Genomic DNA, 14,749 nt, shown 5'->3' with positions numbered 1-14,749 from the left:
TTCATTGTTGGTCAGATTAGGCGTCTCTGACCCAACCCATGCGATAAACTCGACCCGTTTGACTGCCCTCTGCGCTCTTGACGTAGCCGAGCGCCACCTCGCTCGCCGGCACCGCCGCGGTGCCAGGAAAGAAGTCGCCGTAGAGCTGAACCGACTCCTGTACGAGAGTCGGACTGACCAGATTGATCCGCAGCCCCCGCCCAAGCTCGATTGCCGCGCTGCGTACAAAACCGTCTAACGCGCCATTGACCAGGGCGGACGAGCTTCCCTGCCGGATGGGATCTTCGTTGGTTAGACCCGAGGTCAAGGTAAATGATCCGTGGTCGCGGATACGCTTGAGACCCTTCGCTACGAGATTGACCTGCCCCATCAACTTACTGCGCAGCCCGATTTCGAACTGTTCATTCGTGAATTGGTTCAGCGGGGCGTAGTGCACGGCCCCTGCTGTGCAGATCAACGCGTCAAATGCACCGATCTTGTCGAATAATTGGTCGATAGAGTTCGGCTCGGCGATGTCGACGTTGAATAAGCCGCTAGTTCGCCCGACTCCTATAATGTTGTGCCGCTTGCCAAGTTCGGCCGCTACGGCCGACCCGACAATCCCAGTCGAACCAACCAGGACAATTCGCATAGGGACTCCCCTGGATATCCTGACGGCTAGGAGGCGACCTCAAACAGCGGGGCAAGTGCGGCGCGAAGCGCCATGTCCTGGTCCGCCGAGAGTTTTGCCAATGGCTTGCGGACATTCCCGGTTCCGAGGCCGCGCAGTTGCGCGGCTCTCAGAACAGAAGGCGTATATGGTGCCCGCCAGATAAAAAGCAACGAGGGCAGCATCCGCTGCCAAAGTGCCAGAGCCCTCTCCAAATCCTTCGCTGCCACAAGGTTGTACAATTCGACAGCCTCAAGAGGCATGTAGTTTGCTGCGCCCCAGATAACACCGCGCGCGCCTGCCATCAGCGCATAGAGGGTTGTTGTATCGCAACCATTTAGCACCTTGCCTCCCGTCTGCAGATACTCCTGATGCACGGTGAAGTCGCCGGCACTATCTTTGATGTAATTGAAATGCTTGAGACCGCTCAGTCGATCAAAAAGGCGTGGCGAAACCGCGATCCCGGTAGCCTGCGGGATGTTGTAGCCCACAATATCCACGCCAACCGCCGCGTCGATTTCCCTGTAGAAATTGAAAATTCCATCCTCGTCTGACGGACCTTCGAGATACGGCGGCAAAATCATCAGCGCGTCCGCGCCGACCGATTCAGCTTGCTGTGACCGCCGTATGACTTCGTCCATATTCAGGGCCGAGGTCTGGCAGACAACGTTGCAGCGTCCTGCGATGCGCTTCGCCCCGAGCTCGTAGAGCCGATTGCATTCGGACTCGGTCAGGTAAGGGTGCTGGCCTGTACCTGCCCCAAGAACCAAGCCGTGAACTCCCGCCGATACGTATTTTTCGATCAACTCTTCGAAGAGGCCGTAATCGATCGCACCGGTAGGTTCGAACGGTGTCTGCATTGCAAGATTGATGCCCTTCAGGTCCGCCATTGCCGTTCCTCTTATTGCTAGACTTCCGCGCCTGCCTGCCTGAAACGAAGAGCGGTCACGAACCGGACGCCCATTGATGTGACAAGTCTCGGATAAGTCCTGCTCGGAGCGGCCCGCGTCTTCAGGATATCGATCACAGCCGAAGATTGCCCCGTGGCCAGTTCGGCGACAGCCTTGCCAAAGGCAGCCCCTCGAGCGACGCCGGTTCCATTACAGAAGGCGGCACCATAGACGTCGTGCGCCAACTCGCCGAAGACCATGCCGCCATTTTGCGCGAGCGTAAGCAGACCACCCCAGCTGGCCTCAAAGCCGATTGACGAAAGCCCGGGCCATCGGCGGTCAAATGCTACCTGCTGCTGGGTCCGCGCCCTAAGGACATCTTGTTTGGTTGTTTTGAAATTAGTCGCATACGAGTAAACGTTTCTAAGGAAAAGACGGTTGTCTATAGTACGTCGCACCGTCGTCCCAAAGCTATCGGCCGGAATAAGCCCATATGTTCGCTTGTTGCCCACGTTGGAAAGCTCGCTCTCAGTGAGCTGTCTGGTCATGCTCGCGAACGTGTAGAGTGGTATGGCTCGGTTTTCGAAGAAGCCAAATCTCGTCAGATAACCCGATGCGCAGATGATGACCTTCGAAGCCCTGATTGTTCCAGCAGGCGTCTCGCAGATGTGCTTCGGCGCACCGAACTGGACCGCCACAATGGCGGTGTTTTCATGGATGGTAACGTTCTCGGGGAGGCTGTTTACGGCGTTCTTGAGATACTTCGCAGGCTGGACCAGAATCGTGCCAGGGTGATGCAAAGCTTTGACGTAGTGCTTACTGCCGGTGATCGACTGAATTTCAGGGGCTTCAACCCAGCTGTACTTCTGTCCAAGCTTATCGAGCGCCTCCGAAAAGCGGTGTAGATCGGCAACGCCGTGAGACGTGGCCGCGCTGTGGTATTTCCCCTGCGGGTCCCAATCACAGTCTACCCCATGCTCCTCGACGGCGGTTCGAATGTAGGCGATGCCCTCAAGGTTGACGTACAGCTCTTCCTTGTTTCCCCTAATGTCTTCAACGAAGTCGCGTTTTCGGGGATTGTGCGCGAGATCGATGACGAAGCCCATGCACCGCCCCGATGCATTGTCCCCGATACGTCCGGCGTCGACGAGGATTACCGAAGACTGGGGGTTGAGTTCGGCAAATCGGCGGGCCGCGTGAAGCCCCATCCAGCCGCCGCCAATGACCAGGCAATCGCATGTGACATCGCCTTGCTGCGGCACTAAGGGTAGCTCCGGTCCCGACGTGCGGTACCACCCTGAGACTGTTGGCTCCGGATGCGGTGCTTGGACGACAATACGCTCTCTTGTCTTTGTTTGATTCAAAGAGTTCACTGCCAACTCGCTCGGTGAAGGCGGCCGGTGGGTAGTGCACCGCTCGCTCTGGCTTGTTCCTGTTTCGAATAAACGATGTGTCGTTCGTCTCGTAGACGGAAAATATGCGGTCTGATATAGACCTGCTTCATGTCCAAGCTTCGCAATCTTGTCCCATCGACGCATTCGCTTTTCGTCTTCGAAGCGGCGGCCCGAACGCTGAGTTTCAAGAACGCGGCCAGCGAACTCAACGTGACGCAGCCAAGTATCTCGCATTCGATCAAAATGTTCGAAAAGCATTGCGGGACGGCACTCTTTGTCCGAGACAATCGGGGAGTGCAGCTGACCGAGCCCGGCAGGCAGCTCTACGATGAGGTGCGCAACAGCTTCCGCCGTCTGGAACAGCGGCTTGAGACCATCACTGATCGCGGAACGAAGTACATAACTTTCGCAGCTTCGACATCTCTGGCGGCACATTGGCTCGCGCCTCAACTCTATCATTTCCAGGAAGAGCATCCGGACGTCAGGATCAAGGTGGTCGCCACCGACCGCGATGTCGAGCCAGATCATGAGATCGACGTGACGGTTTGGGTGCGGCCCCGGAATTTTGAAAGGGCCAACAGCTGGTTCGTTTGCGACGAGATCATCTTTCCCGTCTGCTCACCGGCATATCTTCTGTCGCACCCCGCTCCCCAAGCCGTCGAAGATCTGATCCACCATCAACTGATTCATTCGTCCGATGCTTTTCGCAAGCGCCTGGATTGGCCCGAATGGGTCGAGTTGGCAGGCGGCGATGCCAGCGACATCAAGCCCAATATCGTGTTCAATGACTACCAGCTAACGCTTCAAGCGGCTCTGGCTGGTGAAGGAATAGCATTGGGGTGGTCCCTTACCGCCCAGCAGTTGCTCGACAACCGCCTCCTGGTCAAGCCATTGCCAACCCAAATCCAGACCGACAGGGCCTTCTTTCTGTTGGCCAGCGAGGATGCCAGCAAGAACAAGAGATGCAAGATTTTGGTTGACTGGTTTCTCGTCCAGTCTGAAGAACTCCGCCCGTGACCTGAATTGCCCCTCACCCTATCCGCCTCTGGATATAAACTGGATTTAAGACAAGCGAAAGCTTTTGCGCATTCTCAGGACAATTGCCGGCGCCTATCATCAGCGCGAGATTAAGCTAGGGTCCGCCCCTATTGGACGGCCGGGCCACTGATGTTTGACGCGGGATGCGGGTCATTCCGCTGAGGGTGACGCGATGATGGACACTGATATTCCCGCAATCCGGCGCCGCACAGGCCAGTCTTCCGGTTCCCAGATTCACCTGCGGGAATAGTGGCTGGCAGCCTGAAAATCAACTCCCAAGGCTTCGAACCGGAAGCCTGATCGGTGCCCCATCGAGATGGGGCGCCGACCTCCTTTGAATTGAGCATCAGGTGAACCAACATGGCTGACGAAGAGATCATCCTTTCCGAGCTGTCCGACGAGGAACTCGTGCAGCAGATGCACGACGACCTTTATGACGGGCTGAAGGAAGAAATTGAGGAAGGCACGGCCATCCTGCTGGAGCGCGGATGGGCGCCCTACAAGGTGCTCACCGAGGCGCTGGTCGAAGGCATGCGCATCGTCGGCGAGGATTTTCGCGACGGTATCCTGTTTGTTCCGGAAGTGCTGCTGTCGGCCAATGCGATGAAGGCCGGCATGTTCATCCTGCGCCCGCTGCTTATCGCCACCGGCGCGCCAAAGCAGGGCAAGATGGTGATCGGCACCGTCAAGGGCGACATCCACGACATTGGCAAGAACCTCGTCGGCATGATGATGGAAGGCGCCGGCTTCGACGTCATCGACCTCGGCATCAACAATGCGGTCGAGAAGTATATGGCGGCGATTGAAGAGCATAAACCTGATATTGTCGGCATGTCGGCGCTGCTGACCACCACCATGCCCTACATGAAGGTCGTCATCGACACGATGAAGGAAAAGGGCATTCGCGACGACTATGTCGTGCTGGTCGGCGGTGCGCCGCTGAACGAGGAATTCGGCAAGGCCGTCGGCGCCGATGCCTATTGCCGCGACGCGGCGGTGGCTGTCGAGACCGCCAAGGACTTCATGAAGCGCAAGCATAACACCCGTAGTTGAATGGCTGCGGTGCCAACCCTGAAGGCGCCGGTGTCGTTTGCGGCCGCTCGATGTTGATCACCATCAACCAGGATGTATGACCTTATGAATGCGCCATTTTCAACAGGAGATCATTCGCGGATCGTGGGATGGAACCCCAGCCGGCAGGTGATCGACACGCAGGACGTATACCGACTGGTTATCCTGGCACTTCCCGGATTTTCGCTACTCAGCCTTTCGTCATTTGTAGATCCCCTTCGCATCGCGAATTCTGTGTCCGGTCGATCATTCTTCGAGTGGACGATTGCAAGCCTGGATGGCCAGCCGGTTGAATGCGCCAGCGGGTTCGTCCTGTCGGTCGGCAGCGACTTCGCTAGCACCGGCGAATGCGTTCCGGCTGGCAAAGGTACGAACATGGTCATTGTCTGTGCAGGCGAACGGGTCGAAAGGCAGACGTCTGCTGCTCTCAGCAAGATTCTTCGGCTTTGCAAGCGGCATGGTGTTCCAATCACAGCGTTGGGTACGGCGACATGGCTGTTGGCGGACAGCGGGTTGCTGGACGGCACCGCGTGCACAATCCATTGGGACAAGAGAGCCGCTTTCTCTGAAAAATTTGGCCGGCTTCAGGTCACTGACCGGCTATTCGTTCGTGATAGTCACCTCCTCACTTGCGCAGGAGAATTTGCGTCGTTCGACCTCGTTATGGAGCTGATCAGCGAACGCCTCGGCAGAGACATTGCGTTGACCGTCTGCCGACATACGACTGCCGGGTATTGGCGCCCTGCCTCTGATAGACAATGGACCATGAATGGCGGCGAAGCCGGCATCTGCAAGCCGGTCGCCGAAGTGATTCGCATTATGGAGGAGCATATTGAGGACCCGCTGCCCTTACGCGACATCGCAAGATGTGTCGGCCGCTCACAGCGTCAGATTGAACGGCTCTTCCAGCGATCGGTTTCGTTGTCTCCCATGCGCTTTTACCTGCATTTGAGACTTAGCCGCGCGAAGCGTCTCATTGCACAAACAGAGTTGCCGATTATTGAGATCGCGGTCGCCTGTGGTTTCGTGTCGGCCTCACATTTTTCGAAGTGCTTCCGCGAAGCCTTCGGCGCCAACCCCAGTACCTGTCGCGGCTGACCCATACTCGGTGACGCCCCCTTACGAGCCCCGCAAAACCCACGTGCCATCAATTGGCAAGCACCTCGGCAGCCTGGCTTTCGCGCTCAACGCGATCGGGCCGATGCTCCGATGGGAGCCGAGGCGTCGAAGAGCACCGTGCCTGACGTCGACCGAAGAAGCCATCGTCGTCTGCCGCTGGATGACGTCCTGGGCTGTCCGAGAGGACACCATCCAAAGCCCAGCTTAGCGCCTCATCACTGACTCCAGCGCCAGGGCAATCCTGACCTGCCCCAAAACGGCGATAGTCCCAGCGGACGCCTCCTTCGGCCGCAAATCTTCGACCGCATCTGCATTGCCAATGGCAATCGAGCACCGGGCTGATCAACCCGTACCAGCTCATTCCGGACCCACCACATAGCAGGCCACTGGAATTGATAGAGCTGACAACGTAGGAGGCGCGCGGGATTTTCATGAGTTCGCGGGCAGTGCTGTACGCTGGGTCGCAAGTTCACAACCCGACACTTTGTCGGCTTTGTTGTTTGCGGACAGGCTTCGTTGGAGCAATGTTGTGTTGTTGTGCCTCAGCCTGATAGCAGAATTCATCAAAATTGCTTTTCTTCGGGCTTTTGGCCAATTGGCACGAGCTTTGATTCTCACATTTGAGAGTTGGCATCAGGAGCCGAATAGCCGCTTCCGATTATGCCTATCAGAGGAGTTGCCATGAATACCGTCGATCAGCAGACGACACTGGAACAAGTCGCACGACAGCGCATCAGGGACGCCCTCGTACTCGAGGGCGACGCCGATCGCCTAACCCAATTCTATCGGGGATGGGCTGGGGCCTACGATGTGGATGTTGGCTCCGAGGGGTACTACGGCCCGATGATCGTGGCGGAACTAGCGGGCACCGTGCAGGCAGCCTATTTGAGCAGCGAGCGAACTGCCATCACAATCCTGGATGCTGGCTGCGGAACAGGCCTTGTCGGCGTGCAACTGGAACGCCTCGGCTTCGGGCTGATCGATGGGTTCGATCTTTCCAAAGAGATGGCCGAAAAGGCGCGGCAAACCCGAGTCTACCGTCATGTCCAAGACTGTGTCGACCTTAACGGAGTACTCTCTGAGTACGCCGACGCGGGCTATGATATCACGGTTTGCTGCGGTGTCTTTACACTTGGGCACGTTAGACCAGACGGGCTGCGCGAGCTGGCTCGCGTCACGCGCCCGAAAGGATTCATCATCACAAGCATCCGCAAGAGCTACGCCGAGGCCGCATTCTTCGAGGACGAAGCGCGGCGTCTGCAGGATGAGGGCGTTCTTTTACTGGCGCAGTGTCTAAGCAACGGCAGATACGTGGCCGAGGAGCGTGCGGACTATTGGGTCTTTCAAGTGCCCGAGAAGGTCAGCGCGGCAGAGCGACAGGGGTTGTGATCATGCTCTGCCTCGGGAGCGAAACCCTGTTGTGGATGACCTAAAGACGAGTAGGGGTATTTCCAGCACGGTGGCGCGTTTCAGTACTACTTCGCGTCACGATAAATCCAAATGGCCGGCAGCTATGCGTCGGCTTCAATCGGCAAAACAAAGGTGTACTAATGTCCAAAGGTTTAGTAGCCAGACTAGACGATAAGCTGCGCGCAAAACGCGAAAGCTTTGACAAAATACCGGTGGTCGACATCGGACCGCTCCTCAACGGTACGAACAAACAGGTGGTGGCCAGGGAGATACGGTGGGCGCTTTCCAATACTGGATTCATGTATGTGAAGAACCACGGAGTCCCGCAGGATTTCATACAATCGGTGTTTGATGTGAGCCGCAGGTTTTTTAATTTGCCATTGTCGCAGAAGTCGTCACTGCATATTGGCAATTCCGATTCGGCCTTTCGCGGTTACATTGAGCTGTTCGGCGAGAACACCGATCCGGGCAAGACCAAAGACCTCAAGGAGTGCTTCGACTTCGGACCTGAACGTTCGACCTTAGAAGGTCCCTTTTTTGGTCCTAACCAGTGGCCCTCAGGTTGGCCCGAGTTTCGGGAGCTGACATACAGATACCATCAAGAGATGGTGGGCCTATCGAAAAAACTTTTGCAGGGAATTGCGCTCAGTCTGGACCTGGCGGAAAGCTATTTCGAGGACCTCATGCGGAACCCGATCAGCATTCAGCGGCTGCTTCACTACCCGCCGCAGAGTGGTTATATCAGCGAAGACATGATCGGAATCGGCGCCCACACCGACTACGGCAATTTGACCATCCTTGCACAGGACGACGTCGGCGGTCTTCAGGTCATGAACCGAGACGGCGATTGGGTACAAGGCACGCCGATCCACGGTACTTTCATAATCAACGTCGGGGACCTGCTTCAGCGGCTCACCAACGGTGTCTATCTGGCCAACCTACATCGCGTAGTGAATAGCTCAGGGCGTGAGCGATACTCAATCCCCTTCTTTATCGATGCTGATTTCGATGCGATCATTGAGCCATTGGCCTCATGTGTCACTGACAGCAACCCTCTGCGCTACCGGCCGGTGACTTGCGGCGAACACAAACTCGGGCGTTTCGCAGCAAGTTATGCTCATTTGGCCAAAGCATGAGAGAGCGGGCCGCCGCCTACTCGCGTGACAATACACTGCGGGGTCGAAGCGGCCCAGTCGAACTCAGAAAACGCCATAGGTGGGACAGTATTGTCACGCATTAGTCCCTTGACCGCGCCTTTGAAACTCAATGTGCGCGGCATCTGGCGGCAACAGGGGTTTTGCAGCCACTTCCTGCGGTATGCTAACGCTTTCGAGACCTGGACCCCCGGCTGGCGTGTCACGCGCACCATCCGCAGCAGGATAAACTGCTCGCTTGCAGACGCGTTGTCACCACTTCGCCTGCTGGTCTGTCGGATTCGCTACACACGCGTGATAGGCAATCTCTTCGTTAGCCTCAGTCAAATAGCCGAGAGAAATCAAAATCCTCGGCTGCCGGGCGGGTGAATCGGCACGATTTTTGAGTGTTTCCTGGGAGAGACAGTAGGCGCCGCTGACTGGGACCTAAGGCGCAAAACATGGACAAGCCCCCAACTTCGTAAATTACTTGGAACCATCGGGATTTTAGGAGGACGTTCCGAAAACAGCGAAATTCCAAGCGACCTCTGGCGAAAAGTACTCATCCCTCAATCGAGCAGGCGAAAGAAACAGTATGTCTGATACTCACATAAACCAAGATCTGTCTATTTTGACGGATGACGTCGCGTGCGCAAAGCAGCTCAATGCCCGCAACGTAAAAATCCTCAGCACGGGAGGAGAAAGGGGGCGCGGGGTATTCGCTGCTCGCGACTTCCTGCCGGGGGAAATTGTCGTCATCGGGCTAATTGACCGTATGGAAACGGTTCGAACGACAAACTCCTTTCAACTGGACTGGAATGTCCATGCTCTCTTTCATAAGCCGGCTGTCATTGTGAATCATTGTTGTGATCCAAACTTAGCGATTGTGCCCAATCGCTTCGGGGCCTACGACTTCGTCGCCATTCAGCATATCTCTTCTGGCGCCGAAGTGACGTGGAACTACGCTACATCGGAATTCGAGTGCATTGGGGTATCGGTATGTCTTTGTTCGTCTAGAAATTGCCGAGGCTCAGCCGGAGGCTTCTCCACATTGCCTCGCGATCATCCTCTGCTCGTATCGGGTTTTTACGCACCGTACCTCAAGAAAACCCAAGGCACCTTCCAAGAGAGAGATAGGGTTGCTTAGCCCCAGGGAACGCAACATGCGTCGGATGACCTGCTCGTTGGCAGTGCCGCCCTGACAGTGTTGCGCGCCGCGGTGAGCGTGCGCGGCCTCTGGCCAGTAGCGGACTTCAGATGAACTGCCTTGAACCAACGTGTGCGCACAATCTGTGCAATCCCCTGCGCGTCACCTGTCAATGCCACTCGTCCCCAAAAGTGCCGAAGTAAAATTCCCCAGTTTCGCCGCTCAGGCTGTCCCGGTGGGGGTGTCCATTTTTCGGTGGCCGGCCGCGCGGTCGCGATGGTGAATTTAATGTCGGCAATGTGATGGAGGCTTTTGATCGCAAGTGTTCTGGCATGAGCTCGGCGTGCTGGCGGAGCCGATAACTCGATCCTTCGATCTGGACGACGACCGCATGGTGAAGCAGGCGATCGAGAAGTGCGGTTGCGACGAGGGTCGCCGAAGACCTCGCCCCATTCGGCGAAGCCGCGATTTGAGGTAACAATCATTGCGCCCTTCTCGTAGCGGGCGTTTGCGAGTTGGAAGAACAGATTGCCGCCACCGTGGACGACGGGCAGGTAACCGAAGCGTCGACGCTCGTGCGTGAGGTCGCGCAGCCGACCACGCAGCTGTGTCTCTGGCGGTCGGCCAGACTGGTATCAATCATCTTGCGATCGGCGCCGACGAAGGACAGGCCCGACGCTCCGATAGGCCCATGACGGCCTGCAGATGCGCTACGGATTCGCGCTTGGCGGCGGGTCCTAACTTTTTTCGACAGAAGCTCGCGCACTGCCGAGGCTTCGAGCGTCGGCGAGCAGCTTCTTTAGCTTGGCGTTCTCGTCTTCCAAGGCCTCAGGCGCTTGGCGTCGGAGACGTCCATCCCGCCATACTTGGCCTTCCAGCTATACAGCGTCGCCTCGGAGATCCCGTGCTTGCGGGCAAGATCGCCAGCCTTCGCACCCTCTTCATGCTCGCGCATAACCGCGATGATCTGCTCTTCCGTAAATCGCTTTGTCTTCATCAGTCCGTAATCAAGGACCCTGACTCTAGTCTCAGATGGAGGAAATTCTCAGTGGCAGGTCTGTATTCAGGTGCTGCTGCCCCATCGCAGTCTGGCGCGAGGACTCTAAACGCCCAGACCGACAGCAACTGACAAAATGGCGGATTCGAAACAAACACCTGACAAAAATGTCCGCATCATTACACATGGATGTTTTCAAAGGTAAATTAATGCCGTCAGCGGGCGTTCAGTGCGCTGGCACGGCCTTTGCTGGTTGAAATGCGGCAAAACTGATTGACGGCTGACTGCATCGAAGCCCGCCTGACGATAGAGGCCTCCTTTCAGTCGACTCGGTGCACCGTCTCTCAGGGAACAGCTTGCCATAAAGCCGCGCAGCTTTGGGATGGCGTTGGAGAGCAATATGGTTTTGCAGATGGGGTCGCCGGCTCCTTCGATCAATGTGGAGACTTGGGTGCGCGGCGAGCCCATCGCACATTTCCAGCCCGGCAAAGTATACGTCGTCGAATTTTGGGCAACTGGGAGTGAACCATGTGCGGCGGCGATGCACCATCTGATGCAGATGCAGGAAAGGTTCAAGCACAGTGGGCTCGAGGTCATCGTGGTCGCGGCTCATGAAGGCGCGCTATCGACGGTTGAGGCGCGGGTCAAGCTGGACGCGTGGTTGACCGAAAAGTGCTCGAACCTGAATTTTCCGATCGCGTTCGACCATACGGGCCAAATGAAAAAGCGTTGGATGGAAGCAAGCTTTTCTGGCGAATTTCCGATCTTGTTTGTAATCGATGCAGACGGTCGTATCGCCTATATCGGTCACGCTACTCGACTTAACGAGGTCTTGGCGAGAGTGCTCAACGGCCGCTGGCGCACCAGCGACGCATCGAAAGTCGACTCGAAGCGGATCGCCGAGCGCGAACAAGCGTTGACCAAGTCAATTAATAGGAGATTTTGGGCCGCAGTGAGAAAAGAGGACTGGGAGACGGCACTCTCAGCAGTCGAAGAGGGCAGCGCCTTGATGCCCGACGACATCAACTTCCGCTTGGCTCAGGCGCATGTATTGCTTCACAGAATGCAAGACATGCCGGCCGGGTTGCCTGTCATACGCCAATTGGCTCGCGACGCGATCGAAAGGAACTCCGAGCATTGGCTGCTGGCAACATTAGACCAACTTTTCGGTCCGGCGCACGACCACTCGCACTTTCCGTCTCATGAGCGCTTCGCGCTCGGCAAAGAGTTGGCCGAGCATATCCTGGCACGCAATCCACTCCAAGGCGACGGCCACAAGTTCCGGACTTATCCGGCGGTGGCTCGATACTATCACGAGAGCGGCAACCAAGATCGTGCGATTGAGCTAATCGAGTTCGCACTGAAATCGCTGGACAGTGCGGACCCTATGCTGGACGAGCTGAAACAACACCTTCTACCGAACTTGCTGCAGGCCTTAGCCAACTACAAGGGTGAGGAGGTTTATTACGGCGCCCTCTGTGCGGCTCCGCAAAGCAATGTCCTGAAGGCACGATCGCAGGGCGGGCCGAGGAGAAAGCATAAAAGGGTTTGATAGCAAGAAGGGCTTACGGGCCAATTCGTTCAGGCATATGGGTCCATCGCAGCTGAATTGGCATCAATATACAGGGTGTTACTAAACATGTTCTGAGGATGCCTTTGAAACCCATGAAATCATGGTGGTATGGGACAAAGCCCGGGCACCTAACGAAGAAAGAAGCGTCAGCGCAGATGCTCGCATTTCAGTTCAAATCGACTAAGAGCAACGAATCGCGGCGCCGGACCGGGCTCGTGCGTCGCGCACGGCCATCAGGTTGGGCCTTCGGAGTCAGAGACGCCTATTCATCTTGCGGCCGCTTAATGGTCGCATCGCCGACGGGGTGGAGTAGGCCTTGACCACGCGGGAGAAGGTGTCCGGATTAAACCGGCCTGCGCGTGCGTCTCGCGTCGGCATGCTTGTAACGGTGAATGGCGAAAGGGCAGCCGAATGAAGCGTTTTATGGGGAAGGTCGCCTTAGTGACCGGGGCTAGCCGCGGCATTGGGGCGGCAATCGCCGACAGACTTGCCAGCGACGGGGCCAGAGTATTTGCGGTTCAGCTCGAGGCGACCGGTCATAGAGAAGGGATAGTCGCGGACCTTTGCGACCCCGGCGTTCCGAACATGGTAATTGACCATGTCGTTCGACAGGCTGGCCGCCTCGATATCCTGGTCAACAACGCTGGGTGCATGGTTGAAGCAAGGGTAGATGATACCGGGCTTGACGAGTGGCGACGCACAATGGCGCTGAATCTTGATGCTCCTTTCCTGCTGATCCGTCGCGCCATGCCTCATCTTCGCAGAAGCCGTGGCTCAATCGTCAATGTTGGCTCGATAGAGGGATTGGCCTCTAACCCAGGGCACGCGGCATATTGTGCCTCGAAGGCTGGGCTGCATGGCCTTACACGCGCCGTAGCGGTGGACGGCGGGCAAGACGGGGTGCGCTGCAATGGCGTAGCGCCTGGTTGGATCGATACGGATCTCAATGTCGATTTCGTCGCCGCTTTGCCCGAGAAGGCACTGGAACGGCTTGGTACCATTCATCCGTTGGGCCGAACAGGCCGCGTTGAGGAAGTTGCCGCCATGGTCGCATGGATTGCCTCCGACGAAGCTGCATTCGTCACCGGCCAGATTTTTGTCGTAGACGGTGGCCGAACTGCCAAGTTAAGTCTTCCGTGACGGTTAGTCGTATTTCGAACTGGGGCGGGCCGCTGGAACGCCATCCTCCCGCTGGCACCTGCCTTGTCGCTATCAGCCGCGACGTCGAGAACCGGGTCCGTCTGATGGTAAAGGAATATGGCGCCCAGTTCCGCCGCTCGGCAACGTCAGAGAATGATTGCCTACGGACATCTGCTGGGGCCAATCTCCGAGGCGGCGGTGCATTTAGGGTGAAATTTGCCGTGAACAGGAGAAGGCTCGATGGCAAATCTGGTCCTTCTACGTGGAGACGAGCGCCCCCGCCGCGGCGTGTTCGAGCGAGAGAGCATGCAATGTTCGCATGCCTTGGCGATGTGTTGTTTAGCGGCGCTGAGCTTGCTGCCATGCCTTCACCGCTAGGGCTGAACCAGGCGCGGATGTCCATGTGGGACCCAGCTCTCCTGGACCAGGAGGCATCTCATGCCGGTCTTGGCGGCGACCGCAGCGACCATGCGCGTATGGTTGGACTGCACGCCACCGGTTGTGACGAGCGTATCGGGCATCTGGCGCGATCGCGTCGGGCGGCGTCGTCATGAGCCAGGCGGTGCTGATCGCTGTCGGCATCGATTGGGACGGCCGGCGCCAGATCTTGGCCGTCGAGATGGCTAATCGCGAAAGCCGCTCGGCCTGGAGGGATTTCCTCGTCGCGCTGAAGGCGCGCGGGCTCAGGGGCGTCGAACTGGTCGTGTCCGACGATCATGCCAGCCTGGTGGCGGCGATCGGCGGGGTGATCCCCGAAGCCCGCCTGGCAGCGCTGCTACGTGCCTCAGGAACGCGCTCGATCACCTGCCGAGAAATCGTGGCGATGATTGCCTGCAGGAGTTGCGCTGGCTCTACGACCGCGCGATCTCGCCGAGGCCAAGGCCGATCTCGCCGCATGGCTTGCCAAATGGTCGGGCCGCTATCCGCGACTGACGAGCTGGGGAGAGGAGACCATCGAATGCACGCTGACCTTCTTTTGCCTGCCGCGCCAGCACCACAAGCACCTGAAGTCCACCAACATGCTGGAACGCCTCAACGAGGAAATCCGCCGGCGCACCTATGTCGTGCGCATCTTCCCGAACGCCGAAAGCTGCCTGCGCCTGGTCAGGGCGCTGGCCGTCGAAACCAACGAAAACTGGATGGAGGCCAACCGCTACATCAACATGGATGACCTGCGCGAGCACAAGA

At 57.4% G+C, this 14,749-nt stretch carries 12 protein-coding genes and 4 pseudogenes; 9 read left to right on the top strand and 7 right to left on the bottom strand.

The genetic code is table 11. The features are described 5' to 3' along the window. Window positions 1-16 precede the first annotated feature (16 nt). The 3 genes from EOA33_RS00070 to EOA33_RS00060 are packed head-to-tail and all read right to left on the bottom strand — an operon-like array spanning window position 17 to window position 2,801. Window positions 17-631: a short chain dehydrogenase gene (locus EOA33_RS00070; RefSeq protein ID WP_126080619.1), complete on the bottom strand. Its 615-nt coding sequence runs from the start codon at window positions 629-631 to the stop codon at window positions 17-19. A gap of 26 nt (window positions 632-657) precedes the next feature. Beyond that, window positions 658-1,539 carry a dihydrodipicolinate synthase family protein gene (locus EOA33_RS00065; protein WP_126080618.1) on the bottom strand — a complete coding sequence of 294 codons (882 nt, stop codon included), beginning with the start codon at window positions 1,537-1,539 and terminating at the stop codon, window positions 658-660. 17 nt (window positions 1,540-1,556) lie between these two features. Then, window positions 1,557-2,801: an FAD-binding oxidoreductase gene (locus EOA33_RS00060; RefSeq protein WP_245459658.1), complete on the bottom strand. Its 1,245-nt coding sequence runs from the start codon at window positions 2,799-2,801 to the stop codon at window positions 1,557-1,559. A gap of 240 nt (window positions 2,802-3,041) precedes the next feature. Between EOA33_RS00060 and EOA33_RS00055 the strand changes: the two genes are divergently transcribed. From EOA33_RS00055 to EOA33_RS00030, 6 genes are all read left to right on the top strand, one after another. Next, window positions 3,042-3,950 (top strand): LysR substrate-binding domain-containing protein, encoded by a 909-nt coding sequence (locus EOA33_RS00055; protein ID WP_126080616.1) that lies wholly within the window; start codon window positions 3,042-3,044, stop codon window positions 3,948-3,950. A 381-nt stretch (window positions 3,951-4,331) separates the two neighbouring features. Continuing rightward, on the top strand, window positions 4,332-5,024 hold the full coding sequence (locus EOA33_RS00050) for a B12-binding domain-containing protein (RefSeq protein WP_126080615.1): 693 nt from the start codon (window positions 4,332-4,334) through the stop codon (window positions 5,022-5,024). Between the two features lie 84 nt (window positions 5,025-5,108). Then, window positions 5,109-6,140 (top strand): GlxA family transcriptional regulator, encoded by a 1,032-nt coding sequence (locus EOA33_RS00045; protein ID WP_164762826.1) that lies wholly within the window; start codon window positions 5,109-5,111, stop codon window positions 6,138-6,140. Between the two features lie 702 nt (window positions 6,141-6,842). Further along, window positions 6,843-7,550: a class I SAM-dependent methyltransferase gene (locus EOA33_RS00040; RefSeq protein WP_126080613.1), complete on the top strand. Its 708-nt coding sequence runs from the start codon at window positions 6,843-6,845 to the stop codon at window positions 7,548-7,550. A 161-nt stretch (window positions 7,551-7,711) separates the two neighbouring features. Further along, window positions 7,712-8,707: a 2-oxoglutarate and iron-dependent oxygenase domain-containing protein gene (locus EOA33_RS00035; RefSeq protein WP_126080612.1), complete on the top strand. Its 996-nt coding sequence runs from the start codon at window positions 7,712-7,714 to the stop codon at window positions 8,705-8,707. A gap of 592 nt (window positions 8,708-9,299) precedes the next feature. Next, window positions 9,300-9,851 (top strand): SET domain-containing protein-lysine N-methyltransferase, encoded by a 552-nt coding sequence (locus EOA33_RS00030; RefSeq protein WP_126080611.1) that lies wholly within the window; start codon window positions 9,300-9,302, stop codon window positions 9,849-9,851. 169 nt (window positions 9,852-10,020) lie between these two features. Here EOA33_RS00030 and EOA33_RS38775 read toward each other — a convergent pair. The 3 genes and pseudogenes from EOA33_RS38775 to EOA33_RS38770 all read right to left on the bottom strand — a co-directional run. Beyond that, window positions 10,021-10,411 (bottom strand): annotated as a pseudogene (locus EOA33_RS38775) (ATP-binding protein); the annotation flags it as partial. Next, a pseudogene (locus EOA33_RS00025) lies at window positions 10,406-10,848 on the bottom strand (transposase); the annotation flags it as partial. The pseudogenes EOA33_RS00025 and EOA33_RS38775, both read right to left, overlap by 6 nt. Before the next feature lie 195 nt (window positions 10,849-11,043). Next, complete coding sequence (locus EOA33_RS38770) at window positions 11,044-11,316, bottom strand: hypothetical protein (RefSeq protein WP_190234174.1); 273 nt, start codon at window positions 11,314-11,316, stop codon at window positions 11,044-11,046. On the opposite strand from EOA33_RS38770, the gene EOA33_RS00020 reads away from it, so the two are divergent. Together EOA33_RS00020 and EOA33_RS00015 are read left to right on the top strand one after the other, a co-directional pair. Beyond that, the gene (locus EOA33_RS00020) at window positions 11,300-12,400 is read left to right on the top strand and encodes a redoxin domain-containing protein (RefSeq protein ID WP_348526306.1); all 1,101 of its coding nucleotides are present in this window, start codon (window positions 11,300-11,302) and stop codon (window positions 12,398-12,400) included. The genes EOA33_RS38770 and EOA33_RS00020 overlap by 17 nt on opposite strands. A gap of 432 nt (window positions 12,401-12,832) precedes the next feature. Then, window positions 12,833-13,561 (top strand): SDR family oxidoreductase, encoded by a 729-nt coding sequence (locus EOA33_RS00015; protein WP_126080609.1) that lies wholly within the window; start codon window positions 12,833-12,835, stop codon window positions 13,559-13,561. A gap of 401 nt (window positions 13,562-13,962) precedes the next feature. Here EOA33_RS00015 and EOA33_RS00010 read toward each other — a convergent pair. Continuing rightward, window positions 13,963-14,076 (bottom strand): annotated as a pseudogene (locus EOA33_RS00010) (aminocyclopropane-1-carboxylate deaminase/D-cysteine desulfhydrase family protein); the annotation flags it as partial. A gap of 26 nt (window positions 14,077-14,102) precedes the next feature. Between EOA33_RS00010 and EOA33_RS00005 the strand changes: the two are divergent. Continuing rightward, a pseudogene (locus EOA33_RS00005) lies at window positions 14,103-14,749 on the top strand (transposase); the annotation flags it as partial.

The sequence above is a fragment of the Mesorhizobium sp. M4A.F.Ca.ET.050.02.1.1 genome, assembly GCF_003997725.1.
In the GTDB taxonomy this organism is placed as follows: domain Bacteria; phylum Pseudomonadota; class Alphaproteobacteria; order Rhizobiales; family Rhizobiaceae; genus Mesorhizobium.
This window is presented reverse-complemented; position numbering and strand designations above follow the sequence as displayed.